The organism is Candidatus Pelagibacter sp. PS_41 (assembly GCF_059417725.1).
Genome location: NZ_CM182062.1, coordinates 661,849 through 687,192, shown reverse-complemented (window position 1 = coordinate 687,192; position 25,344 = coordinate 661,849). Strand labels below are relative to the sequence as shown.

The 25,344-nt window shown below is 30.7% G+C and carries 26 protein-coding genes and 2 riboswitches; of the genes, 16 read left to right on the top strand and 10 right to left on the bottom strand.

Going from position 1 to position 25,344, the window contains the following annotated elements; translation table 11 throughout:
- Nucleotides 1–56: 56 nt before the first annotated feature.
- A complete protein-coding gene (locus AC5SL8_RS03820) occupies nucleotides 57–953 on the bottom strand; it encodes a DMT family transporter (protein ID WP_494579091.1) in 897 nt (298 codons plus the stop codon).
- A 78-nt stretch (nucleotides 954–1,031) separates the two neighbouring features.
- Here AC5SL8_RS03820 and AC5SL8_RS03815 point away from each other — a divergent pair, with 78 nt between their 5' ends.
- Genes AC5SL8_RS03815 through AC5SL8_RS03800 form a run of 4 tightly spaced genes read left to right on the top strand, consistent with a single transcriptional unit; the run spans nucleotide 1,032 to nucleotide 2,254 of the window.
- On the top strand, nucleotides 1,032–1,460 hold the full coding sequence (locus AC5SL8_RS03815; RefSeq protein ID WP_494579089.1) for a c-type cytochrome: 429 nt from the start codon (nucleotides 1,032–1,034) through the stop codon (nucleotides 1,458–1,460).
- Between the two features lie 5 nt (nucleotides 1,461–1,465).
- Entirely contained in the window at nucleotides 1,466–1,903 is a 438-nt protein-coding gene (locus AC5SL8_RS03810) for a DUF4396 domain-containing protein (protein ID WP_494579087.1), read from the top strand.
- A gap of 7 nt (nucleotides 1,904–1,910) precedes the next feature.
- On the top strand, nucleotides 1,911–2,093 hold the full coding sequence (locus AC5SL8_RS03805) for a hypothetical protein (RefSeq protein WP_018414243.1): 183 nt from the start codon (nucleotides 1,911–1,913) through the stop codon (nucleotides 2,091–2,093).
- A complete protein-coding gene (locus tag AC5SL8_RS03800; RefSeq protein WP_271617183.1) occupies nucleotides 2,090–2,254 on the top strand; it encodes a hypothetical protein in 165 nt (54 codons plus the stop codon). Before AC5SL8_RS03805 ends, AC5SL8_RS03800 begins: the two co-directional genes overlap by 4 nt.
- 193 nt (nucleotides 2,255–2,447) lie before the next feature.
- On the opposite strand, the gene AC5SL8_RS03795 is transcribed toward AC5SL8_RS03800, so the two are convergent.
- Nucleotides 2,448–3,413, bottom strand: coding sequence for a hypothetical protein (locus AC5SL8_RS03795; RefSeq protein WP_494579086.1), 966 nt, complete (start codon nucleotides 3,411–3,413; stop codon nucleotides 2,448–2,450).
- Between the two features lie 441 nt (nucleotides 3,414–3,854).
- Between AC5SL8_RS03795 and AC5SL8_RS03790 the strand changes: the two genes are divergently transcribed.
- The 5 genes from AC5SL8_RS03790 (at nucleotide 3,855) to AC5SL8_RS03770 (ending at nucleotide 7,842) form a co-directional block, all read left to right on the top strand.
- Nucleotides 3,855–4,061 carry a DUF1737 domain-containing protein gene (locus tag AC5SL8_RS03790; RefSeq protein WP_006996714.1) on the top strand — a complete coding sequence of 69 codons (207 nt, stop codon included), beginning with the start codon at nucleotides 3,855–3,857 and terminating at the stop codon, nucleotides 4,059–4,061.
- 292 nt (nucleotides 4,062–4,353) lie between these two features.
- Nucleotides 4,354–4,418, top strand: a riboswitch (SAM riboswitch).
- Nucleotides 4,419–4,484: 66 nt separating this feature from the next.
- Entirely contained in the window at nucleotides 4,485–5,546 is a 1,062-nt protein-coding gene (locus AC5SL8_RS03785; protein ID WP_494579085.1) for a homocysteine S-methyltransferase family protein, read from the top strand.
- A gap of 3 nt (nucleotides 5,547–5,549) precedes the next feature.
- A riboswitch (SAM riboswitch) is annotated at nucleotides 5,550–5,614 on the top strand.
- A gap of 3 nt (nucleotides 5,615–5,617) precedes the next feature.
- Complete coding sequence (locus AC5SL8_RS03780; RefSeq protein WP_006996717.1) at nucleotides 5,618–6,169, top strand: OsmC family protein; 552 nt, start codon at nucleotides 5,618–5,620, stop codon at nucleotides 6,167–6,169.
- A 118-nt stretch (nucleotides 6,170–6,287) separates the two neighbouring features.
- A complete protein-coding gene (locus tag AC5SL8_RS03775; RefSeq protein WP_494579084.1) occupies nucleotides 6,288–7,631 on the top strand; it encodes an NAD(P)/FAD-dependent oxidoreductase in 1,344 nt (447 codons plus the stop codon).
- 25 nt (nucleotides 7,632–7,656) lie between these two features.
- Complete coding sequence (locus AC5SL8_RS03770; protein WP_271564929.1) at nucleotides 7,657–7,842, top strand: hypothetical protein; 186 nt, start codon at nucleotides 7,657–7,659, stop codon at nucleotides 7,840–7,842.
- A gap of 179 nt (nucleotides 7,843–8,021) precedes the next feature.
- Here AC5SL8_RS03770 and AC5SL8_RS03765 read toward each other — a convergent pair whose 3' ends face one another.
- From AC5SL8_RS03765 to AC5SL8_RS03750, 4 genes are all read right to left on the bottom strand, one after another.
- Complete coding sequence (locus tag AC5SL8_RS03765) at nucleotides 8,022–9,164, bottom strand: glycine cleavage T C-terminal barrel domain-containing protein (RefSeq protein ID WP_494579082.1); 1,143 nt, start codon at nucleotides 9,162–9,164, stop codon at nucleotides 8,022–8,024.
- A 348-nt stretch (nucleotides 9,165–9,512) separates the two neighbouring features.
- Entirely contained in the window at nucleotides 9,513–10,841 is a 1,329-nt protein-coding gene (locus AC5SL8_RS03760) for a hypothetical protein (RefSeq protein ID WP_494579081.1), read from the bottom strand.
- Nucleotides 10,828–11,109 carry a hypothetical protein gene (locus AC5SL8_RS03755; RefSeq protein ID WP_494579080.1) on the bottom strand — a complete coding sequence of 94 codons (282 nt, stop codon included), beginning with the start codon at nucleotides 11,107–11,109 and terminating at the stop codon, nucleotides 10,828–10,830. Before AC5SL8_RS03755 ends, AC5SL8_RS03760 begins: the two co-directional genes overlap by 14 nt.
- Complete coding sequence (locus AC5SL8_RS03750) at nucleotides 11,087–12,541, bottom strand: phosphomannomutase/phosphoglucomutase (protein WP_494579078.1); 1,455 nt, start codon at nucleotides 12,539–12,541, stop codon at nucleotides 11,087–11,089. The genes AC5SL8_RS03755 and AC5SL8_RS03750 overlap by 23 nt, the downstream gene beginning before the upstream one ends.
- Nucleotides 12,542–12,698: 157 nt before the next feature.
- Here AC5SL8_RS03750 and AC5SL8_RS03745 point away from each other — a divergent pair, with 157 nt between their 5' ends.
- The 3 genes from AC5SL8_RS03745 to AC5SL8_RS03735 are packed head-to-tail and all read left to right on the top strand — an operon-like array spanning nucleotide 12,699 to nucleotide 16,347.
- Nucleotides 12,699–14,636, top strand: coding sequence for a ribonucleoside-diphosphate reductase subunit alpha (locus AC5SL8_RS03745; RefSeq protein ID WP_494573559.1), 1,938 nt, complete (start codon nucleotides 12,699–12,701; stop codon nucleotides 14,634–14,636).
- The gene (locus AC5SL8_RS03740) at nucleotides 14,627–15,637 is read left to right on the top strand and encodes a ribonucleotide-diphosphate reductase subunit beta (protein ID WP_494573560.1); all 1,011 of its coding nucleotides are present in this window, start codon (nucleotides 14,627–14,629) and stop codon (nucleotides 15,635–15,637) included. The genes AC5SL8_RS03745 and AC5SL8_RS03740 overlap by 10 nt, the downstream gene beginning before the upstream one ends.
- 5 nt (nucleotides 15,638–15,642) lie before the next feature.
- Nucleotides 15,643–16,347, top strand: a complete 705-nt coding sequence (locus AC5SL8_RS03735) for a hypothetical protein (protein ID WP_494579077.1) — start codon at nucleotides 15,643–15,645, stop codon at nucleotides 16,345–16,347.
- A gap of 3 nt (nucleotides 16,348–16,350) precedes the next feature.
- Here AC5SL8_RS03735 and AC5SL8_RS03730 read toward each other — a convergent pair whose 3' ends face one another.
- The 4 genes from AC5SL8_RS03730 to AC5SL8_RS03715 are packed head-to-tail and all read right to left on the bottom strand — an operon-like array spanning nucleotide 16,351 to nucleotide 20,613.
- Nucleotides 16,351–17,475, bottom strand: a complete 1,125-nt coding sequence (locus AC5SL8_RS03730; RefSeq protein ID WP_494579076.1) for a bifunctional 2-methylcitrate synthase/citrate synthase — start codon at nucleotides 17,473–17,475, stop codon at nucleotides 16,351–16,353.
- Entirely contained in the window at nucleotides 17,475–18,371 is an 897-nt protein-coding gene (gene prpB / locus AC5SL8_RS03725; RefSeq protein ID WP_494579075.1) for a methylisocitrate lyase, read from the bottom strand. The genes AC5SL8_RS03730 and prpB overlap by 1 nt, the downstream gene beginning before the upstream one ends.
- Entirely contained in the window at nucleotides 18,371–19,873 is a 1,503-nt protein-coding gene (locus tag AC5SL8_RS03720; protein ID WP_494579073.1) for an MmgE/PrpD family protein, read from the bottom strand. Before AC5SL8_RS03720 ends, prpB begins: the two co-directional genes overlap by 1 nt.
- Nucleotides 19,874–19,923: 50 nt before the next feature.
- Nucleotides 19,924–20,613 (bottom strand): HAD-IA family hydrolase, encoded by a 690-nt coding sequence (locus AC5SL8_RS03715; RefSeq protein WP_494579072.1) that lies wholly within the window; start codon nucleotides 20,611–20,613, stop codon nucleotides 19,924–19,926.
- Between the two features lie 70 nt (nucleotides 20,614–20,683).
- Here AC5SL8_RS03715 and AC5SL8_RS03710 point away from each other — a divergent pair, with 70 nt between their 5' ends.
- Genes AC5SL8_RS03710 through nadE form a run of 4 tightly spaced genes read left to right on the top strand, consistent with a single transcriptional unit; the run spans nucleotide 20,684 to nucleotide 25,320 of the window.
- Nucleotides 20,684–21,304: a DapH/DapD/GlmU-related protein gene (locus AC5SL8_RS03710; protein ID WP_494579070.1), complete on the top strand. Its 621-nt coding sequence runs from the start codon at nucleotides 20,684–20,686 to the stop codon at nucleotides 21,302–21,304.
- Between the two features lies 1 nt (nucleotide 21,305).
- Entirely contained in the window at nucleotides 21,306–23,126 is a 1,821-nt protein-coding gene (gene glmS, locus AC5SL8_RS03705; RefSeq protein WP_494579069.1) for a glutamine--fructose-6-phosphate transaminase (isomerizing), read from the top strand.
- A 35-nt stretch (nucleotides 23,127–23,161) separates the two neighbouring features.
- Nucleotides 23,162–24,541, top strand: coding sequence for a class II 3-deoxy-7-phosphoheptulonate synthase (locus tag AC5SL8_RS03700; RefSeq protein ID WP_494579067.1), 1,380 nt, complete (start codon nucleotides 23,162–23,164; stop codon nucleotides 24,539–24,541).
- Nucleotides 24,542–24,582: 41 nt separating this feature from the next.
- On the top strand, nucleotides 24,583–25,320 hold the full coding sequence (gene nadE, locus AC5SL8_RS03695) for an NAD(+) synthase (protein WP_494580797.1): 738 nt from the start codon (nucleotides 24,583–24,585) through the stop codon (nucleotides 25,318–25,320).
- The last annotated feature ends 24 nt before the right edge of the window (nucleotides 25,321–25,344 follow it).

Sequence of the window (25,344 nt, the reverse complement as noted above, 5' to 3'; positions counted from 1 at the left end):
TTTTTCCTTTTTTTTATCAATGTATTATTAAATATATTAACTGTATATATAAATAGTTATAATTTTAAATCTCTTATCGGCTTTATTTTCTGATTAATAACAAGTACAGCTCCAATTATTAAAATCGGTAAGCCTATTATTAAATCTTGCTGCCATTCTAAGTTTTCAAATACAGTTGAAATTAATAAAGCAAGTACCGGCATCACAACCCCCACATAACCCGCTCGTCCAGCTCCAACTTTTTCTAACAATCTTAAGTAAAATATAAAAGCAAATATTGAACCAACTATTGATAGATAAGCAAGGGAAGCAATATAACTAAAGGTATATTCAAATAATAATTCAGTACCTTTTATCTGGGTGATTAATAGTGTGACCAGTGATCCATAAAGCATTGAATACGCAAGTGTTGGTATTAATTGAAAGTTATTATTTAAGTTTCTTTGGTGAACCATGTTACCTGTTGATGCACTAAGTGTACCAAGTAAGGCTAAAAATAATCCAACATGGGTTCCATTCGCAAAGCTGAAATTAAAAATCTCATCATTAAAGATGATTATAATCCCAATCATTCCAATAGTTGCACCCAGTAAAGTTTTTAAAGATGGTTTCTTTTTAAAATAAAACCCTTCTCCTAAAATATTCATAATGACGACCGTTGAAAAGACAATCGCTGGAAATGCGCTTATTAAATAAGTGTTTGATAGATAAAAGAAAACATAGTTTAGTGAGTAGAGACAAACCCCAAATAGCAAAAACCAAAGATGTTGATTAAAAGAGAACTTAAGATTTTTCTTCTTATAAATTAGATAAATAAAGATAACTATTCCAGCTATTAAAAACCTATAGAACACGGACACTAAAGGATCAACGTAGCCTAATTGAAACTTGATGACATACCAAGTAGGAGACCAGCAAAAAAGTGTGACAATAAATAATAAAAAATTGTTCATTAATAAACACTTATAATCAATCAATTTTAAAAAAATATAAGATTAATCAAACAATTTTAATATATAAGTTTAGTTGTTATGAAAAAGATACTTTTAATTTTAACTCTGTTTATATCATTAAATAGTATTTCTTATTCAGATAATCATTTTCCAATTACCAGAGATTCTGAGTTAATGATTGCTAGAGGTAAAATTGTATACCAAAATAATTGTGCTAGTTGTCACCAAGTTAATTTATCAGGAGCTGAAAATTGGAAGGGTTTAGATGAAGATGGTCATCGAAAAGCACCACCACTAAATGGTACGGGTCATACTTGGCACCATGATGATGAGACATTACATAAAATTATTAAATATGGTTTAGTTGGAATAATTAGTGACTATGAAGGTAAAATGGGTGCTTTTGGAGACAAATTAAGTGACAAAGATATAGATTCAGTTTTAGCCTACATTAAAAGTTTTTGGCCAGATGATTATTATCAACATCAAATAAATTTAAGTAAATAAATTATATGACAACAGATACATTTCATTGGTCTTGTAAACACACCTGGAAAAGAAGTGCCAAAAATACTGCTTGGTGTTTGTTAGGTTGTGCTATTGGTGATTTTGGTACCATTTTATATTTTCAAATAACAGGTATTCCTTGGCCTGTTTTAGCTATTATGACTTTGGCAATTATTAATGGTTTAATTACAAGTATTATTTTGGAAACTATAATTTTGATAAGACAAAATTTTAAATTTAACGATGCTTTAAAAACAGCATTGGGAATGAGTTTCATCTCAATGGTTAGTATGGAAATTTCTATGAACGCTACAGATTATTTTTTAACAGGGGGAGCAATGCTAACGTGGTGGGTGGTACCTATTATGTTAACTGTGGGATTTTTAACACCCTGGCCTTATAATTATTGGAGACTTAAAAAATTCAATCAAGCCTGTCATTAAATATTAAATGGTTACAACATCTGAAATCATATTAGCAATTATTATTGTTGCCTTATCTGTTGTTATGCCTATTTATTATTATTACCAAAGAAAGAAAAACCCTAAACAAGATAATAAAGCTCAAGATAAACCTGAGATAAAAAATTATATTGATAGAATTAATCAAATTACCCGTAATAAACATAAATGAAGAAACGTTTATCAGGGTGCAGCGAGTGTGGAGATGATACAGCCATCTTAACACAAGTAAGCTCTGGACCAGAAGTGATCTTACTTTGCACAGATTGCTATAATCTTAAACATTCAAATGAAACACAAAACCATATTAGCCATGAAGAAGAAAAAAACTAAAAAATTAAAGACTAAAAAAATAGAACCAAATTCCTACGGTCTTGGGAAATTTAACTATACGATCTTTAAGTTTTTGTGCTCAAGGTTTAAGCTTAAATAATTAATACTTGAAACTATTTTACTTAAATTATTAAGCCCTAAGCAATAAATTAAATGCTTAGAGCTAATAATTAAATGTTAATTGTCTTAAAACTTAAAACCAATTATTTGGAATTATGATGTAGTGAATTGCAAGTACAATTCCAACTGACACACTTAATCCGAATATCATTTTAAGAAAGTCTTTACCAATTAGTGGAAACACATATTTGAACTTATAGTCTTTATTCATTGATGCGATTGCTAACTCTCTTCCACATAATAGACCAACAAATACCCAAGTTGTTGACATGGGTAAATCATTAAGCTCTTTAAAGTAATAAAGAACAGCAGCATAAATAATATTAATAATAGTTGCTGATCTTGCATACCTTGTGCCAGTTTTTTCTAAGACAACCTTTTGAATAGTTCCTCCATGAATGTAGAAGATATAAAAAAGTAATACTGTAAAGTAACCCAGAACAACTAATAAAAGAGAAACATCTAATTGTCTTGGAAGGTATACAGCAATGTTTGCTACATCATGAGATAACCAAACCCACCATAACCAGCCTGAAGTTACCCATACAGAGTTACGCCAAAAGGAAATCCATTTGTCACTAACTTCATCTAATTTTTCATTAATAAATTTAGAGATAACAATCCAACAAATATAAGCAGCAGCTGCAGCAAGACCGTAGCCGACAACACTTTTCATAAGCATCTTCTCAAGTACTACCGTTGAGGCAAAAGCTGATAAAACTAAGAAGGTTGTTGAAACAGGTATACCTACTCTTGTTAATATAAGAAGTATTCCTGGTGCCACTGCGTGGTACCATTGTATTTCTTGGAAAGGTATTCTTGTTAATCTACCGTAAGAGATATCTCCATTATTACTGTACCAACCCCAAGTAATAGCAAGTATCATTACAAATGATGCTGCACTAGCAAGAGTGTACCATTTAAACCATTTTTGTTTTGACGCGATAAAAGTTCCCAATGTTTGAATTGAGTCATTTGCAATAACACTGTACCCCGCTAAAGCAAAGCCTACTATCGTATATATTAAGGTCATTTCCATTTTTCTATTTTCCTATTTTATGTTTTTTTTATTGTTTTTCATTTCGAACGATTCTTAGTCTTAAGGTCGATTTAATAGGTTGGTAAAAATATATCTATAGTTAAGTTTATTAGTTTACTTTGGGGCGAGTTGATTCATCAATTTTTATATTATTCGAAGTTGAAGTCTAGCTAGAGAATTTAATAATAAGTTTTAAGAGGAGTTGATTCATCGTTATGTATATTAATTAATGATTTTGTCTAGCTGAATAATAACTTAAATTTCATTTAATAGAGGCTTATAATTAACACAAGTATAACGCTTAATGAGTTATATGAATTTACTGATAAAAGTATTTAAAAGATTCTCTGTTACAAAAATTCTTAACTAATCTTACTATTTCATTAAGTAACAATCGTCCTAGATATAGACACCCGATTTAGGACTTGTTAAGGTCTGATTATGAAAGGTTATAGATTTATTACAAGTGACGACACTTCAGAATTTTGCCATCGTGTCACGGAGGCCATATCCAATGGATGGAAATTGTATGGTGAACCCAAAATGACCTTTGATAAAAAAAGAGGGGTCATGCGTTGTGCTCAAGCAGTTATAAAAAATTCACCTCAGAAAAAGTATTCCAAAAAGATGAAGTTATCATCGATATAAATGGCAGATCAGATAATACCCTTTGTTTATATGCTAGGGATACTCTTATTAGTACTCCCAGCTTTTCTACAATCTAATTCTAAATTAAAGCAGTTTTTAACTAATCTTACTATTTGGATTGTCATTATCCTTCTAATTCTAACCATCATCTATTTCATTTGACATTTTGAGAGAAAGTTGATTATATGTAATTGCGCTGAGTTAAGTTAAATTGCAGAGCGCGTTATAAATCCTGCTAAAGCGACGCTTCAACCACCGCTTTAGACAGGTGGTTTTTTTTTATCTTTCATAAAATTAAGCCGGGCAGTTGAACCATATTGTGCGCCCTGCATTTGCTTAAGCACTAAAAAGGAGAAAAGAGGCCTATGAATATAACCTCTTATTATTTTGTGACCTTTTTTCTCCAAAACAAGAGGAAAAAAAATGAGCACAAATAAATTAAAAGAAAGATTAGATAAAGGACCGGTTATATGCGCAGAAGGTTTTTTATTTGAGATAGAAAGACGTGGCTACATGTCATCAGGGGAATTTGTTCCAATGGTGTCATTAGATCATCCTGAAGTTTTAGAGAACTTACATAGAGAATTTCAACACGCAGGATCTGATGTAGTTGAGGCCTTTACTTATAATGGACACAGAGAAAAAATGCGTGTTATTGGTAAGGAAGAACTTCTTGAACCACTAAATCGTTCAGCATTAAAAATTGCTAAAAAAGTAGCACTAGATACTCCTAAAGGATCAAAACCAAATTTGATGGCAGGTAATATTTCAAATTCAAATATCTGGAAACATAATGATCCACAATCTCAAAAAGAAGTTGAAGGAATGTTTGCAGAGATGATTGGTTGGGCCGTTGAAGAAGGTGCTGATATGTTAATTGGTGAAACTTTTTATTATGCTGAAGAAGCTTTTAAAGCTTTAGAGATAATGAAAAAAACAGGTTTACCAACTGTATTAACCATATCTCCAATGGGTGAAAATAAAATGAGAGATGGAAAATCAGTTGTTGATACCTGTAAAGAGCTAGAGCAATTAGGGGCCGATGTTGTAGGTTTAAATTGTTTTAGAGGACCTGCTACTATGTTTCCTTTTTTAAAAGAAATTAGAAAAGCAGTTAAATGTCATGTTGGAGCATTACCTATTCCTTATAGAACCAGTGAAGATTACCCAACATTTTTTAATCTACCAGATCGAAGTAATTGTGCATGTCCATCACCTCATGGAAGAACGTTTCCAACAGCATTGGACCCACACTTTTGTAATAGATATGAAATAGGAAAATTTGCAAAAGATGCTTATGAGCTAGGTATTAATTACCTTGGAGTATGCTGTGGAGCAAACCCAATGTTGATTAGGGAAGTTGCTGAGTCAATTGGTTTAACTGTTCCAGCAAGTAAATATCGAGAGAACATGGAAAATCATTTTATGTATGGAAAAAATAAAAGAATTCCAAAACATATGACTGAATATGGAGACAAAGCGTAAATAAATTAAGAAGGGCATTTAACTAAATTGTGCGCCTGACATATGTCGAAGCACTAAAACAGGAGAAAAAAATGAGTAACAATCTAAAAGAAACAATCAGTAATCTACAGAAGGATTTTACAGCCAACCCAAAAAATGCTGTGGTCCAATATGAAAGCAACTCAATTCTTAAAGAAGGACTTCAATCTGTAGTCACTCTTAGAGAGCATAAATTAGTTGTTGATGAACCCAAAAGTTTTGGTGGTAAAGATGAGGGACCCAGCCCAGTAGAGTTAATATTAGCAGCGTTAGCAACGTGTCAGGAGATAACTTATAAAGCATTTGCTACAGCAGCGGGTATTAATATTGAGAGTGTTAGTGTTAAATTAAAAGGTGAATTAGATCTTCAGGGTTTTTTAGCTTTAAATAAAAACACTAGACCTGGCTTTCAATCCATCTCTGGAACTGTTGACATTAAATCTTCATCACCAAAAGCAGAAATAGATAAATTGATTGATACGGTAAATACACATTGCCCGGTATTAGATATTTTATCAAAAGGAGTTCCTATTAAATTGTTTCAAAAGGTTTCTTCAAGTTCTAATAATAAAGAGCACATAGAGCAAAGAGCAAGTGCTGCTTAACTAATCTAACTCAAGCTCTATGAAAAATAGGGCTTGAGTCTTTTAAGTTCATTTCAAATCCTAAAAAATTAGAAGTTTGACTAGAATTAAGTATTAATTGCGTGCTAGGGTCTTGTTAATGAAAAATATTTATCATTCCGATATTTATCAATTTAACACCCCAGTTAATAGTTACTGGGAAGATCAATCAAATGAAAATTTAAATCTAGAAAAACTTAATAAAGATATCAGCTCAGAAATTGTTGTAATAGGTGGAGGGTACACTGGTTTATCCTGTGCAATTAATTTAATAGAAAATCATAATTTAGATGTCATTTTAGTTGAAGCTGGAAAAATAGGTTGGGGGGCTTCATCTCGTAATGCAGGTTTTTGTTGTCTGCCACCAAGTAAGATGTCTTTTAAAAAGATGCAATCTATTTACGGCAATGATGAAACTAAAAAGTTCTTTAAAAACTCTGTTGAAGGCTCAAATTATACAAAAGATATTATACAAGAATATAATATTGATTGTGATGTAACGGGGGATAGTAATTACGTAGTCGCCCATCATCCAAATAAGTTTAAAGATATTAAAGAACAAGCTTCAGCTTATAGAGAAGAGTTTGGTATTGAAACTGAAATTTATTCAAAAGAAGAATTTGATAAAATTGGCCATGGGGGCACAGAGCAATTTGGAGCTTTTTCTTATAAACCTGGTTTTGCAATCAATCCTCTTAAGTTTGTTAATGGCATTGCAAAATACGCTTTATCTAAACAATTAAAAATCTTCGAGCACACTAAAGTTGATAAAATTGATAAAGATAAGGGTGCTTATATTTTAAGGACGAAAGAAGGATCTATTCGTTCAAAAAAAATAGTCGTTGCAACAAATGGGTTCTACCAAGAAGGTTTAATCCCAGAGATGAATTCAAGAATTTTACCAGTAATTTCAAATATTATTGTCACCCAACCCTTAACGAAGCAAGAAATTGATCAACATAATTTTAAAACATTTTCACCAATAGCTAATACTAAAAATCTTTTATATTATTATCGAAAGTTACCTAATAACCGAATTTTATTTGGCACTAGAGGAGATTTAAGTGGCAGTGATCAATCTAATTTAGATATGTCTAAGAAAATGGAAAAATTTTTAAAAGACATTTTTCCTAAATGGAAAGATATTAATATTGATTATAATTGGCGAGGATTAATTGCTTTATCTCAAAAATTAACTCCCTCTATTGGTAAAATTGATAATGAAGAGATTTATTATGGATTTGGCTATAATGGCGTTGGAGTGAGTGCTGCTCCTTGGACAGGTAAACAATTGTCTAAGTTAGTTTTATCAAACAGTAAAGAGTTGGATATTTCAAAAATTTATAAAGGATTACCTAAGAAATTTATCTTCCCTCAATTAAGAATATTTTATTTTAGATTAGCGGTTTGGTTTTATGCAATTAAAGACAGATTTAATGTTTGAGAAAGAGTATGATCAAAATTAATTTATGAATGTATTTATAATTTTATCAGTATTGGTAATTGTTGTTGGGGTTATTTTACTAGTTGCATCACCATCTGCGTTATTTACTTTAAATTGGAAAGAAAAGTCAGGAAAAGACAAATTTCTAATGTTCTTATTTTATGGTATTTTGGTTTATATAATAAATATCATTTTTTGGATTATTAAATAAGCAGTTATCAGCCATAAACTTGACTCAACCAGATCTTTTCTTAAAAAAAAGGATAGGACGTATTATTAGAAATATAGACGGTACATGAAGTTAACTGAGACTACCGTTAAGATGATAACTAGTAAATATAGGGATATATAGTCTTTTGGAGTTAACATGATTTATAAATACTCTTATTGTTATGAACTTGCGAGCTTCTTTTTAGGATCATAGAAAGGTTTTTCAACAACGGTTGCTTTAATGATTTTGTCATTCATTTTAACCTCAAGCACTGTTCCAATCTCTGATTGGTTAATTACAACCATTGCAAGGGCAATGTTTTGTTTTAGTCTTGGTGAATAAACTGCAGATGTAATTTTACCAACAACTTCATTGTCTTTTTTGATTTCCCAAAAAGTAGTGTTAGGTCCAGTTAAAGGATCACAATCTAAGATCATTCCAACTTGTTTTCTCTTAATGCCATCCTTGTTTATTTTTTGTAAAGCATCTTTTCCAATAAAATTTATATCAGTATCAACGTTAACTAATCTTCCTAAATTCAGTTCATAAGGGTTCGTATTAATATCAGCATCAGCATGGTACGATAACATTCCACCTTCAATACGTCTAATCGATGATGTATGACCTGGTTTTAATCCATAAGATTTACCAGCTGCCATTATTTTTTCCCAAAGTTTGTCCCCCATAGAGCCATCTCTTAAATATAATTCATAACCAAGTTCACTTGACCAACCAGTACGGGACACAATTAAAGGAATGCCGTCTAAATCTAATTCACGTAACCAATAATATTTAAGATCATTAATACTTTCACCAAATAAAGCCTCCATAATTTTTCCAGAGTTTGGTCCTTGTAATTGAAGAGGGGAGACATCGGGCTCAATAATTTTAACATTAAGACCTGAATTGATTGCAAACCCTTGTGCCCATAATAAAATATCACTATCTGCAAGAGATAACCAATAATGGTTTTCTTTTAATCTTAATAAAACTGGATCATTTAAAATTCCACCTTCATTATTAACTATTAAAACATATTTACATTGACCAACTGCAAGCTTTGATAAATCTCGAGGGGTTAACAGTTGAATAAATTTAGTAGCATCGGGTCCTGTAATTTCTACTTGTCGCTCCACTGCAACATCACATAAAATTGCTTCATTGACTAAATTCCAAAAGTTTTGTTCAGGAGAACCAAAGTCACGAGGAATATACATGTGATTATAAACTGAAAAGCCAGTTGCACCCCATTTAATGGTTGAGTTAAAATAAGGGGATTTTCTAATTTGAGTGCCAAAACCAAAGTTTTTCTTATCTTCCATTTTCGCAACTTATTATTTAATTATTTATTTTAAAAGCTTTAATTATTATTTTCGCAATCCACTGTTGCAAATGCTGTTTGCTCCATGATCTCATCAGGCTCTTGACCAAACACCTCATCCATCTGTTCATCGTTGAATTTAGCGCTTAATTTATTAACGGTGCACTGACAATATATTATAGCCTTATCTGTTCCAAGGTATTGCTTAGAATTAGTATAACAACCAATGTATAATTCCCTCTCATATTCAGGGCTTAGAGCATAACTTTTAGAGGTAAATCAGAAGTTCGATGGAAAGAATTTGCCACTCAATGTATGATTGAAATATTAGAAAATAAAAAATAATAAATTATTCTATATATTTTTTGTGCCAAATAGAAAATATAGAGTCTTCAAATATTCTAAAACTACTCCATCCAAAAATTTTCTTACTGGTATTATATGGTATTTTCCACAATGGATTGGTTGCTATATCTGCACCTCTTGAAGTTTTTTGATTCCATCCAAAAGCAAAAATTATAAAAATAATAACAATAATTTTTTTTTTATTTTTAAAGAATGATAATTTTTTTGAAATTTCTAAAAAATCAATTTCGATATAATTATTTTTATAAAGGTAGAAATATAAATAAGTCGAAAATGATATAAGCATACCAATCCATCTGCCCCAATCACTTCCAATTAAAAATAGAGCAATAATTGGTATGTACAAAAAAAACATTAAAAAAATAATCTTATCTAATTTTAGAATTGAAAAAAAATTTTTTTCTTTTATTCTTGAATGATAAGATAAAAATAATAGTGGAAAAAAACCAATTAAAAAAATCAAAGAATGTCTAAAAATCCACGTAATAATTTGATTAAATGTAGTATCTGCAAATGTAGATTGAATTATAAAATAAGGTTTATTTATATCAAAATGTCTTAAAAGTTCACAAGACATGTAACAATTTTCATTAAAATTAATTAGTAAACTTTTTTTCATTATCTCATGATCTTCCATTGTAGGAGGAAAAATAAAAAAAAACATTACAACAAATATAGATGGAATGAATAATAAACATATCTTAATAAAAGAATTAAAACTTATTATTTTTTTATGAAAAATTAAACAAGTTACTACAAAAGGAAAAAAAAGGATAACCTGCTCGTAAATTAAACACACAACAGGTGTAACAAACAAAACATATAAATCTAAATATTTATTATACTTGTTTTCATAATTACATAAGTAGATAATTCCTAAAAAATAAGAGTATAAAAAAATTTCTTTTCTTGCCAATACTTCAATTTCTGCAACAGGGTAAAGTATAAATATAGGAGTGAAAACAGCAAAAATTGTTAAAACATTATGTTTTATATTTTTAAAAAAGTAAAAATTTAAAATCAATAAAAAAACATAAGATAGTGATTGAAATATAAATATTATAAATCTTAATTCGGCATTAAAAAATTTAGCAACATGAAAGCTTATTTCTCCTATAAGCCCTCTACGTGTTAAACCACCTTGATAATTTATAATCCATTCTGAAATTGTAGAGTCATTTCCAACTGTATGTTTAAAATACAAGTGAACAACAGCACAAAATGAAAGAAAAAAAAGGTATATAAAGAAATATCTATTAAAATTTTCAAATTCTTTAAATTTATTAAAGTTATTCATTTCAAATATTTTCACAATGAATTGCCGCAAATTCTGTAGCCTTGATAATATCCTCAGGTTTTTTTTGAAATATAAGGTTCATTTCTTCCTCTGAGTATTTATTACTAAGCTTATTAATTGTACATAAACAGTACTTTTTAGCTTTATCAGCACCAAGGTATTGTTTTGAGCTACCGTAACAACCGATGTACATTTCTTTTTGATACTCTGGACTAAAAGCGAAACTTTCAGTAGAAAAAAACAATATAAAAAATAGAGTTTTAAATTTTTTGATCGTATTCACCAATTTTTCCTGTTTTTAGAAGTAACTCGTCAATAAAATCAAATATCTTTTTTTTTCTATCATCTGATGTTGGGCTTTCTGTAACAACTACTAAAGAAGGTTTGTTTGATGATGCTCTAATTAAACCCCAAGAGCCATCTTCGAAGGAAAATCTTACTCCATTAATAGTTAATATTTCAGTTATTTCTTGTTTATCTATCTTAATTTTATTATTTTTAATATTTGTTACTTCTTTTACTAGATCTTCAACAACTTGATATTTTTCTTCATCTTTGCAAAATGGAGCCATAGTTGGAGTTTGAAAAGTATTAGGCAGTTCTTTTATAATCTCATTCATAGATTTGTTTTCATTATCTAATAAATGGCACACTTGAATTGCCGAATTTATTCCATCATCATAACCAAATCCCAAAGGTTGATTAAAGAAAAAGTGACCACTTTTCTCAAATCCAGCTAGTGCTTTTTCAGTATTAACTTTCCTTTTAATATGAGAGTGACCTGTCTTCCAATAAATAGTTTCACAGTTGTTCTCATTTAACACTTTATCTGTTGCGTACAATCCAGTTGATTTAACATCTACAATAAATTTAGAATTTTTATGAGTTTTAGATAAGTTTCTTGCAATTAATAATCCAATTTTATCTGAAAATATTTCATCTCCTAAATTATCAATCACACCAACTCTATCGCCATCGCCATCAAAACCAAATCCAATATCAGCGTTATTATCTTTTACAGCTTTTACAATTGCATGTAACATTTCTAAATCTTCTGGATTTGGATTATATTTTGGAAAGGTCCAATCCAAATTACAATCAAGTTCAATTACCTCACAACCAATTCCTCTTAAAATTTCAGGGGCAAATATTCCAGCTGTACCATTTCCACAAGCAACAACAGCTTTAATTTTTTTTGTTATTTTATTTTTAGTTATTAAATCATCTTTATAAATTTGTTGAAAACCTTCTATTTGTTTTTCACTACCTTCACCTTTGATAAAATTTTCATTTAGTGTTATTTCTTTTAATTCTTTCATCTCTTCAGGTGCATGAGTTAAACCTTTTTTGATACCCATTTTAACGCCAGTCCAACCATTTTCATTATGACTAGCAGTTACCATTGCAACAGCATCCGCATCTAAATTAAATTGTGCAAAATAAACAGTAGGGGATAATGATAAACCGATGTCTTCAATATTACATCCCGTTGAAAGTAATCCTTTTTTAAGTGCGGTTTTTATTTCTTCACTGTAGGACCTATAATCGTGACCAACAATTATTCTCGGATTTGTTTTTTTAGTATGTTTTATAATTTGTGTACCTAAACCTTTGCCGAGATTCTCTATTCCAAGGCTATTAATATCTGTTCCATACAACCATCTCGCGTCGTACTCCCTGAAGCCATATGGATCTATTTTTAATTTTGTTGTCATTGCTAACCTTTCTTACATTCATTTTATTTTTTTATTGATATTTTTTTTATATGTTCTATAAATGTTCTGTTGAATAATGATTTATATGGTGTATCAATGGTTCTAGCATACAACATATAGTTGTTTTGTTAAAAATAACTGAAAAACTTAAAAATTTATGAATAAAATACTATCACAGGCACTCAAGAAAGCTGTCTCCGAATACAGCCCAAATAACAGCGAACTTTCTAAAAACAAAGGACCTGATTTATTCTCACTTAATAATGACACTGAACTTTTTCAAAATGAAAAAGGCATCATTATTAAAATTGATAGAACAAAAGATTCAAAATTAACAGACTTTGGTAAAGCAACTTTAAAAGATCGTTACTTAGGTCACAATGAATCTTATCAAGATTTATTTGCACGTGTTGCAAGTTCATACGCAGATGACAATTTACATGCACAAAGAATTTATAACTACATTAGTAATTTATGGTTCATGCCAGCAACTCCTGTTTTATCAAATGGTGGAACTAAAAGAGGATTACCCATTTCTTGTTTCTTAAATGAAGCATCAGATAGTTTAAGTGGAATTTTAGATCTATGGAGTGAGAACGTTTGGTTAGCTGCTAAGGGTGGTGGAATTGGAAGTTACTGGGGTAACCTTAGATCCATTGGTGAAAAAATTGGTAAAGTGGGTAAGACTTCAGGAATTATTCCTTTCATTAAAGTAATGGACTCGTTAACGATGGCAATTAGCCAAGGATCATTAAGAAGAGGATCGGCTGCTTGTTATCTACCAATTGATCATCCTGAAATTGAAGAATTTATTGAAATGAGAAGACCTACTGGTGGAGACCCAAATAGAAAAGCATTAAACCTTCATCATGGTATTTTAGTATCAGATGCGTTTATGAGAGCTGTTGAAACAGATGAACAGTGGGCACTAAAAAGTCCTGCTGATGGAACTGTGCAACAAACAATCTCTGCAAGAAATTTATGGATTAGATTATTAACGGCTAGAATGGAAACAGGAGAGCCTTACATTATCTATATCGATACAGTGAACAGACAAATTCCACAACATCATAAGTTAGCAAACCTAACAGTTAAAACTTCTAACTTATGTAGTGAAATAACTTTACCAACAGGCATTGATAAAGATGGCAGAGATAGAACAGCCGTTTGTTGCCTATCTTCTTTAAACTTAGAAAAATATGATGAGTGGAAAGATGATGCAATGATGATCAATGATGTGATGAGATTTTTAGATAATGTTTTAACTGACTTTATCGAAAGAGCACCAGATCAGTTTGCAGATGCAAAATATTCTGCAGCAAGAGAACGAAGTGTTGGTCTTGGAGTTATGGGTTTCCATTCTTATTTACAAAAGCACAGCATTCCACTTGAATCTGTCATGAGTAAAGTTTGGAATAAAAAAATATTCAAACACATTCAAGAACATGTTGACCAAGCATCAAAAGATTTAGCAGATGAAAGAGGACCTTGTCCAGATGCTGCTGAATATGGATTTAATGAAAGATTTTCAAATAAAACTGCGATTGCGCCAACTGCATCAATTTCAATTATTTGTGGTGGAGCCTCTCCAGGGGTTGAGCCAGTTGCCGCAAATAGCTATACACATAAAACATTGTCAGGTTCATTTAATGTTAGAAATAGATATTTAGTAGAACTGCTTGAAAAACATGGCAAAAATAATGAGGATGTTTGGTCTGGGATTACAACTAATCAGGGTTCAGTTTCTGACTTAGATTTTTTAACAGATCATGAAAAAGATGTTTTTAAAACTGCTTTTGAATTAGATCAAAAGTGGATCATTGAACTAAGTGGTGACAGAACTCCACACATCTCACAAGCTCAATCTATTAATTTATTTTTAGCAGCAGATGTTCATAAAAAAGAGTTACATAAAATTCATTTTGATGCTTGGAAAAAAGGCCTGAAGAGCCTTTATTACTGTAGATCAAAATCAATTCAGCGTGCAGAAAATGTTAATGATGAAAAATCAACAGATATTCTTGCAAACGTTTACAAACAAAAACCAACAGCGGCGAAAGATCCGGAATACGAGGAGTGTTTATCATGTCAGTAGCAGAAAAAATAAAAGCTGAAATTGTTCAGCCAAAAAATAATAACGGCTTATTAGTAGCCAATCCAGTTTACAAACCATTTAGATATCCATGGTGTTATGATGCTTGGTTAACTCAACAAAGAATTCACTGGTTACCAGAAGAGGTGCCTCTTGGAGATGATGTTAAAGACTGGCAGAAAAATTTATCAGCATCTGAAAAAAATTTATTAACTCAAATTTTTAGATTTTTTACTCAAGCGGATGTTGAAGTAAGCAACTGTTACATTCGTCACTACATGAATGTATTTAAACCAACTGAAGTCTTAATGATGATGTCAGCGTTTGCTTCAATGGAGACAGTTCACATTGCTGCGTACTCTCATTTATTAGATACAATTGGAATGCCTGAGTCAGAATATTCAGCGTTCATGCAGTACAAAGAAATGAAAGATAAATACGATTACATGCAAGGCTTTGATGTTAAATCAAATCATGACATTGCAAAAACAATAGCGGTGTTTAGTGCATTTACTGAAGGCTTACAATTGTTTGCAAGTTTTGCAATTCTTCTTAACTTTCCAAGACACAATAAGATGAAAGGTATGGGCCAAATTGTTACTTGGTCTGTTAGAGATGAAACATTGCACTGTAATTCTATGATTAGACTATTCAAAGAGTTCGTTAATGAAAATCCTGGTATCTGGACTGAGAAGTTAACAAGTGAATTATACCATGCTTGTAAAACAATCATTGCTCACGAAGATGCTTTTATTGATTTAGCTTTTGAAATGGGTCCAATGGAAGGTCTAACCGCACAAGAAGTTAAAGACTATATTAGATTTATTGCTAATAGAAGATTAACTCAGTTAGGTTTAGAACCGCTTTACAATGTTCATAAAAACCCACTTACATGGTTAGACACGATGTTAAATGCGGTTGAGCACATGAACTTCTTTGAAGGTCGTGCAACTGAATATTCTAAAGCATCAACACAGGGAACTTGGACAGAAGCCTTTAGTTAGGAAAATTGAAAAGTTTTATCCTATCAAATAATGAAGCTAGGTTAGTTGTTTTACAAAGAATTGAATTAATTAGTCCTTTCTTAAAAAAATTAAGAAAATTTTTTGGTAGGGCGCTTTTTACTAATTTTGTAACAAAATATTTTTTAAACTCTAATCAAATTGGAATTAGCTATTATGCAGCTATGCATAAGGAGTTTTTAACATTTCAAAATTCTATTAATTCAGATCAGGACCAACTCTTTTTGAGTATCGGAGGAGGTCTTGGAGGTCTAGAGCTTATAATAAATCAAAATTTGCCAAGTAAAAAATATTATTTTATTGAAAGAAATTTTATTTCTAAAAAAGTTAAGTATGGGTGGGGTGGGACAATTAATAATGAAGCATACAACGATTTAGAAATACAAAAAAGATTTTTAGAAAATAATGGAATGCAAAATTCCCAAATTAATATTTTTGATTATGACAAGGATAAACTTCCAGAGCAAAAATTTGATGTAGTGATTTCATTACTTTCATTGGATTACCATTATGACTTTGAGATCTATGCTGAGTACTTAAAAAAAATATCTAAACCTAATACTAGAATTATTTTTGATACAATAAGACCTGATTATTTCTTGAAAGTTTTTAAAAGTGTTAAAATACTAGCAATACAAGAAAATACCGTACATAAATCCAAGCGTATTTTATGCAGCGAATTTCTTGTTTAAAAATTATCTTTGGTTTAGTTCTAAAACTTTTCTATGTTTTTGACCTTTGTAACTTGCAAGAGGTCTAATCAATTTATTAGCCGCATGTTGCTCCATAATATGTGCAGACCAACCTGTAATTCTCGAAATAACAAATATAGGTGTAAAGAAATCTGTATCAAATCCCATTAAGTGGTAAGTAGGTCCCGTTGGGTAATCTACATTGGGGTAAATATTTTTTTCTTTAATCATTACTTTCTCTACAATATCGTAAATTTTTTCAAAAGTTTTGTCTTTTTTAATAATGGCCACTCTTTTAAAATATTCTCTCATTGTCGGAACTCTTGAGTCTCCACTTTTGTAAACTCTATGACCAAATCCCATCACAACATCTTTATTTTTAAGAGCTTTAGTAATCCACATTAAAGCATTTTCTGGTTTTTTAATTTTTTTCATCATGTGCATTACTTCTTCATTGGCACCACCATGAAGAGGTCCTTTTAAACTAGCGATTGCACCGGTGATTGCCCCATGGATATCTGATAAACTACTAGTGATAGTTCTTGCTGTAAAAGTTGATACGTTAAAACTATGCTCAGCGTATAAAATTAAAGATACGTCAAATGCTTTAACAATTTCTTTTTCAGGCACTTTGCCAAAACACATATGAAAAAAGTTTTCAGAAAAAGAAAGATTTTTCTTAGGAGCTATAATTTTTTTTCCTTTTCTAAGTCTATAAAAAGCAGCAAGAGCAGTTGGAGTTTTTGCAAAAATTCTTAAAGCCTTTCTTAAATTTGCTTTAGGAGAGTTGTCTTTACTTTCTTTGTCCTCCAGACCCATTACACTAACAGCCGTTCTTGCAACATCCATTGGATGTGAATTTTTTGGAATTTTTTTTAAAATTTCGATTAAATTTTTAGATAATGCTCTCTCTTTTGTTAAGTCTTTAACAAATTGCTTAAGTTGAGTCTTTTTTGGTAGTTCTTTATTTAATATTAAATAAGCAACTTCTTCAAAGTTACATCTGGCACACAAATCTTGAGCAGCATAACCTCTATAAGTAAGAGAGTTAATTTCTGGCATAACTTTAGAGATTTCAGTTTCATCAACAATTATACCCAGTAAACCTTTTTTTATATCATCGCTCATTATTCATGTCCTTCCGTACTAAAGTTATAAATCTTTTCATCTAACGAGTTATATTTCTCATATTCTACTAATTCGTATAATCGTTTTCTAGTCTGCATTTTATCAATAATATTGTTCTGATGTCCATTTACAAAAATGTCCTTCAAGCCATCTTCAACATTTTTCATAGCTAACCTTTGTGTTGTCACTGGATAAATTACAATATTATAGCCAAAATTTTCTAATTCCTTATAGTTGAATAGTTTTGATTTACCAAACTCAGTCATATTGGCTAGTAAATAACATGATAATTCTTTTCTAACTTTTTCAAAATCTTTTTCATCATAAAGAGCCTCCGGAAATATAATTTCTGCTCCAGCATCAATGTAGGCTTTACATCTATCAATCATTTTATCAATTCCCTCAACCCCTTTAGCATCTGATCTTGCTATAATTTTAAAATTTTCATCTTGTTTTGCAGCAACACACTCTTTAATTTTTTTAACCATTGCTTCAGTTGAAATTAATTCTTTGTTATCCAAGTGGCCACATCTCTTACGTTCCACTTGATCTTCTAAATGAACAGCAGATACTCCAAACTCTTCAAAGGTTTTAATAGTTTCTTCACAAGATTTAAAACCAGTATCGATATCAACAATTGTTGGTAAATTAGTAACTCTTGAAATTAAATATGATCTTGTACTAACATCCTGCAGGGTTGTTAAACCAATATCAGGAAACCCTAGATCATTTGCCATAACTCCACCTGACACATAAACCGCATCATAACCAATTTCTTCAATTAATTTTGCAGTTAAAGGATTGTAAGCACCTGGCACTCTTAAAATTTTATTAGATTTTAATTTGCTGACAAAGTCAGCTCTCTTTTGATTAGGTTCTTTTTCTACAAAATGCACTAAAAAATTCCTTGTTTTGTATTTTTCTTTATTTGATTTTTCTTAACTTGAATGTTCAGTTTATGTAGTTCTCCCGCTTTTAAATTCTTAAGGTTTTGAACTGTCTTTAAAAAACGAGCACTCTCTTTCTTATCTAATATTCCATCTGTTAAAGTTAGAAACTTTTTAATATAATTTTCTCTTTTAAAAGGACGTGCTCCATAAGGGTGCGCATCGGCTCTATCAAGTTGTTCGATAATTTTTTTCCCATTGTTTAAAGTAACCACTACTTTTGCACCAAACGATTTATTCTTTGGATTTGGATCGTGATATTTTTTAGTCCATTTTTTATCTTCATAAGTAGTAATTGATTTCCAAATTTTTATAGTACTCTTTCTACTTGCTCTTTGCTTTGTATAAGATTTAACATGATGCCAATCTGCATCTTCAAGCGCTACTGCAAAAATATACATAATAGAGTGATCTAGCGTTTCTCTACTTGCATTAGGATCCATTTTTTGAGGATCATTAGCGCCAGTTCCTATTACATAATGAGTATGATGACTTGTAAAGATATCAATTTTTTTAATCTGACCTAAGTTTGGAATTTTTTTATTTAATTTTTTAGCAATATCTATCAACGCTTGAGATTGGTATTCTGCAGAATATTCTTTGGTATACGTTTCAAGTATAGCTTTTTTAGGTTCATTCTTTTTAGGTAATGGCACATTATATAAAGCTTTCTTGCCATCTAAAATTCTAGCAATAACACTATCTTCACCTTCATAAACTGGACTCGGTGCACCTTCACCACGCATGGCTCTATCTACTGCTTCAATTGCAAGTTTGCCTGCGTGAGCAGGGGCGTAAGCTTTCCAACTAGAGATTTCTCCTTTTCTAGATTGCCGAGTTGAAATTGTTGTGTGTAGAGCTTGTTGAACAGCTTGATAAATTGTTTCAGTATTTAATTTTAACATCGTACCAAGTCCTGCTGCAACACTAGGCCCTAAATGTGCAATATGATCAATTTTATGTTTATGCAAACATATACCTTTAACTAAATTAACCTGAACTTCATAACCGGTAATAATCCCTCTTAATAAATCTAAACCACTTTTTTTAGTTTGTTGAGCAACACTTAAAATTGGAGGAATGTTGTCTCCTGGGTGACTATAGTCTGCAGCTAAAAAAGTATCATGAAAATCAAGCTCTCTTACAGCAGTACCATTTGACCATGCAGCCCACTCACAATCAAATTTTAATTTTGAATCTATACCAAATAAATTTGCTCCATTTTTTCTTGGATGTTTTAAGGCCATCTCTCTTGAAGAAATTACTGCCTTTCTATTTAAAGAAGCTATAGCAACTGATGCATTATCAATAATTCTATTGATGACCATTTCAACTGCAGCTTTATCTAATTTTACATTGTCAGAGGCAATTTCAGCAATTTTCCATGCTAATTGATTTTTCTTAGGGAGATTAATTTTTGATGGATAAACTTTTACTTTATGTGAAATCATTAGAACTCCTAAATTGTCTGCACATATTAATAGTAAGAAAAAAAATTAAATCAATCTTTTAAGTAAGTAGAAACTATTTTTTCGACACCAATAAAGTCTTTTATTAAATGATTATGATAAATTTCATTAGTATTTTTTTCGGTATAACCATTTTCTAATAAAATAACTGGAATCGAAGCAGCTTTTGCAGCATTTGCATCAGTTTCACTATCACCAAACATAAGAGATTTATTTATTTCTCCACCCACAATTTCGATTATATTTGTGACGTGTCTTGGATCAGGTTTGCAATAATCAAAAGTATCTGATCCAGCTACATATTCAAAGTAATCATAAATTCCAATTTTTCTTAAAAGATCTATTGCTAAGTTTTCTTGTTTGTTTGTGCATACTGCCATTGAAATATTCTGAGATTTGCACCATTTCAAAAATTCTATAACACCATTAATAAGTGTGCTTTCATTGATAATATTTTTTCCATAAAAATTTATAAAATCCTTAACCATTTCAGCTTTAATTTTTTGATCATCAATTTTGCCAAATTCTTTTTTTGCCTGTCCCCATATAGATCTTCCAATCATAGCACCCGCACCTTGACCAACTAGATTTCTAATTTCTTCAGTAGATTTTGTGGGATAACCATATTTTTTCATTACATGGTTATGGGCATTCATTAAGTCTGGTGCTGTATCAACCAGTGTTCCATCAAGATCAAATATAATTGTGTATTTTTGAGTCATTTATAAAGTATTTTTAAGAAATAAATTGTGAATTAAGATACCTATACACTTAATATAAAAGTATTTCCAGATGAAACAAATAAATTCTAATAGCAACCAAGATAAACTTAGAAAATTTTTTATAAAGTCTGGTGTAAGGATGATTGGACCAGAGACAGTTTTTTTTTCCAAAGATACTAAAATTGGAAAAAATGTAACAATTAATCCTTATGTTGTAATTGGACCAAAAGTTAAAATTGGTAACAATGTAATTATAAATTCATTTTCTCACTTAGAAGATTGTAATATAAAAAATAAAGTTGAAGTTGGCCCTTACGCAAGACTTAGACCAGGAACAATTTTAGAAGAAGGATCTAGAATTGGAAATTTTGTAGAAATTAAGAAAAGTAAAATTGGAAAGAAATCAAAAGTAAATCATTTGTCTTATATTGGTGATAGTGAATTGGGAAAAGGTGTAAATATTGGTGCTGGCACAATTACATGTAATTATGATGGTGTCAAAAAAAGTAAAACAAAAATTAAAGATAATGTTTTTGTTGGCTCAAACTCATCACTAGTTGCACCAGTAACTTTAGAAAAAAGCAGTATTGTTGGGGCGGGTTCTGTAATTACAAAAAATGTAAAAAAAAATTCATTAGCTTTAACAAGAGCATCTCAAACCTCAGTTAAAAATTATAGAAGAAAAAAATAATATGTGTGGAATTATAGGAATAGCTAGTAATAAACCAGTTTCATCGACAATCATAAATTCACTTAAAAAATTGGAATATAGAGGGTATGACTCAGCTGGAATTGCAACATTGTCAAATGGCATTGTAAGTGAAGCAAAATCTGAAGGTCGAGTTGATATTTTAGAAAAAAACTCAATTGTTAAAAATATGATTGGATCAATTGGTATTGGCCACGTGAGATGGGCAACTCATGGAGTGCCAAATACCCTTAATGCTCACCCGCATTCTTCTGAAAATGTATCTGTTGTACATAATGGTATTATAGAAAACTCAACTATTTTAAAAAAATTTTTAGTAGGGAAGGGACATATATTTAAGTCACAAACTGATACAGAGGTAATAGTTCATCTTATTACTGAGTATTTAAAAGAATTAAATTTAAAAGATGCAATTATTAAAACTCTAAAACAACTTCATGGTAGTTTTGCATTGGGGATTATTTTTAAAGATCAGCCTGACCTTATAGTTGGTGCCAGAAGAGGATCACCGCTTGCTGTTGGTTACGGTCCTAGTGAGAATTATTTAGGATCAGATTCGTATGCATTAAAATCAATGACTAATAAAATTTCATATTTAAACGATGGAGAGTTTTGCATTATTAAAAAAGACCATGTTGAATTTTTTGATGAAGAAGGATTAAAAGTTAATAAAAAAGTTTTAGAATTATCATCTAAAGAACAGGATTACGACAAAGGTGATTTTAAGCATTTCATGGCTAAAGAAATTGAAGAACAGCCTGCAACACTTAAGAATTGCATTAATGAATATATTGATAAAATTAATAACGATATAAATATTTACAATTTTCCATGGAGTATAAGTGATATTTCATCAATTACCTTAATTGGTTGTGGAACAGCTTATCACTCTTGTTTAATGGCAAAATATTGGTTTGAAGAAAATACCTCTCTTGAAGTTGCAGTTGATATTGCTTCTGAGTTTAGATACCGAAAAAATAGATTTAAAAAAAACAACTTATATATATTTGTCTCTCAATCAGGCGAAACAGCAGACACGTACGCTGCATTAGATTTATGTAATCAAAATGATATGAAAACTTGTAGCATTGTAAATGTTGTTGAAAGCTCTATTGCAAGAGACTCTAACTTTGTATTACCTATTCATTGTGGACCAGAAATTGGAGTAGCATCTACTAAAGCATTTATGGGACAGATGTTAGTGCTTTATATTTTAGTATTAAAACTTGGAAGATTAAGAGAGGATTTTGATAAAGAAACATATTTAGATAAAATTAAAGAATTAAAAAAATTACCTAAATTAGTTGAAGATACTTTGTTAACTGAAAATAAAATTCAAGCAGTCTCAGGTTCTTTTACTGATGCCAAGGGTTCAATGTTTTTAGGTAGAGGTTTTTCTTATCCAATAGCATTGGAAGGTGCTTTAAAGTTAAAAGAGTTAGCATATGTGCATGCAGAAGGGTATCCAGCTGGTGAGATGAAGCATGGTCCATTAGCTTTGATTGAAGATGGAATGCCTGTGGTAGTTTTAGCTCCAAGAGATAATTATTATAAAAAAACTATTTCTAATATGCAGGAAGTAATAGCAAGAGGAGCAAAAGTTTTATTAATTACTAATAAAAGTAAAGATGAAGTTTTTTCAGAAAATATTTGGGAAACAATATTAGTTGAAAGTGCAAATGACGATTTACTTCCATTTTTATTAACTGTTCCTTTACAAAAATTAGCTTATTATTCAGCTCTCCTTAAAGGCTATGATATTGATAAACCAAGAAATTTGGCAAAATCAGTCACAGTTGAATAATAAATAAAGTCTGATACAACACTCTCAGGTTGAACATGAAAAATTGGAAAATAAATAGCTGGAGAAATTATCCTGTAAAACACATTCCGGAATACCCGGATCAAAAAGAATTAGATGGTGTTTTAAGTAAGATTAAAAGTTTTCCACCATTAGTTTTTGCTGGTGAGACAAGACATTTAAAAGAGCAATTGGCTGATGTTGTTGATGGAAAAGCTTTTTTACTTCAAGGCGGCGATTGTGCTGAAAGTTTTGCTGAATTTCATCCAGACAATATTAGAGATACATTTAAATTAATTTTACAAATGTCATTGGTGCTTACATACTCTGCATCATTGCCTGTAATTAAACTTGGAAGAATTGCTGGACAATTTTCAAAACCAAGAAGTTCACCTGTTGAAAATATAAATGGTGTTGAGTTACCAAGTTATTTAGGTGACAATATAAATGGAATGGATTTTAGTGAAAAATCAAGAATACCAGATCCAAAAAGATTATTTAAAGCTTACTCTCAGTCAGCATCAACATTAAACCTCATAAGAGCATTCTCTCATGGTGGTTTTGCTGATCTTAAAAAAGTGCATACTTGGAATTTAAGTTTTATTAAAAATACTCCAACAGCTAAGAAATTCAAAGAATTAGAAGATAGAATAGCTGATGCTTTAGCCTTTATGGATGCTTGTGGTATCAACTCAGATTTTAATAGAAGATTAAAAACAGTTAACTTTTGGACATCTCATGAAGCTTTACTACTTCCTTTTGAACAAGCAATGACAAGAGTAGATTCAACAACTGGTGAACATCACGATACTTCTGCTCATTTTGTTTGGATTGGAGATAGAACAAGACAATTAGATGGAGGACATGTTGAATTTTGTAGAGGAATTGAAAATCCTATCGGTATTAAGTGTGGCCCAACTTTAAAACCAGATGATTTAATAAATCTATGTAACAAGATTAATCCAAAAAATGAAAAAGGAAAAATTACTTTAATATCAAGATTTGGACAAGAGAATGTTTCTAAATTTTTACCAAAATTAATTAGAGCAATTAAAAAAGAAGGTTTAAATGTTATATGGTCATGTGATCCTTGCCATGGAAATACTATTAAATCGACAACTGGATTTAAAACTAGACCTTTTAATAGCGTTGTTAAAGAAGTAAAAAATGTTTTTGAATGCCATCAAAGTGAAGGTAGTTATGCAGGTGGTCTACACATTGAAATGACTGGTCAAGATGTAACAGAATGCACCGGTGGAGCTCAGAAAATATCTGACCAAGATTTATCACATCGTTACCACACACATTGCGACCCAAGGCTTAATGCAAATCAAGCTTTAGAGTTAGCATTCTTAATTTCTGATGAAATTAAGAAGAATGCTGCCTATTCTAAAAAAAATATTAAAGCGGCATCTTAAGCCATTGTATTAAATACAATTTTGTTTAATTTCTTTGAATGATGAAACCTTTAGAAAAAGCACAATTTATAAGTAATTGGATCAAGGATTACGTAGAAAAAATGCCAAGTAAGGCTCAATCTTTGGTTATTGGAATTTCTGGTGGAATTGACTCTTCAGTGTCAAGCACCTTGAGTGCAATGACAGGTTTAAAAACAATTGTTTTATCAATGCCAATTAAACAAAAAGCTACTCAACATGATTTAAGTTTAAAGCACCAAGAATGGCTTGTTAAAAATTTTAAAAATGTTGAAGCTCATACTGTAAATTTAGATAAGCTTTTTGAAACATTTGAAAGCACATTGTCTAATTTTGACAATGAACATGGAATGGCTAACTCTAGAGCTAGAATTAGAATGACTACACTTTATCAAGTAGCCTCTGCTAACAAAGGAATAGTAGTTGGTACTGGTAATAAAGTAGAGGATTTTGGTGTAGGTTTTTACACAAAATATGGAGATGGAGGAGTTGATATTTCTCCAATTGCAGATTGCAATAAATCAGATGTTTGGGAAATTGGAAAATCTCTTAATATATTAAATGAAATTATAGAGGCACCACCAACAGACGGTCTGTGGGATGATGGTAGAACGGATGAGGGTCAACTTGGTCTTAAATATGAAGAATTAGAAGAAGCAATGAATAACCCTAAATCAATAAATCGAGAAAAATACGAAAAAATAAGAAATATGAACTTGCACAAAATGGAGCCAATCCCAGTTTGCAAGATTCCCAACTAATCTTATAGATTCACAAATCTATAA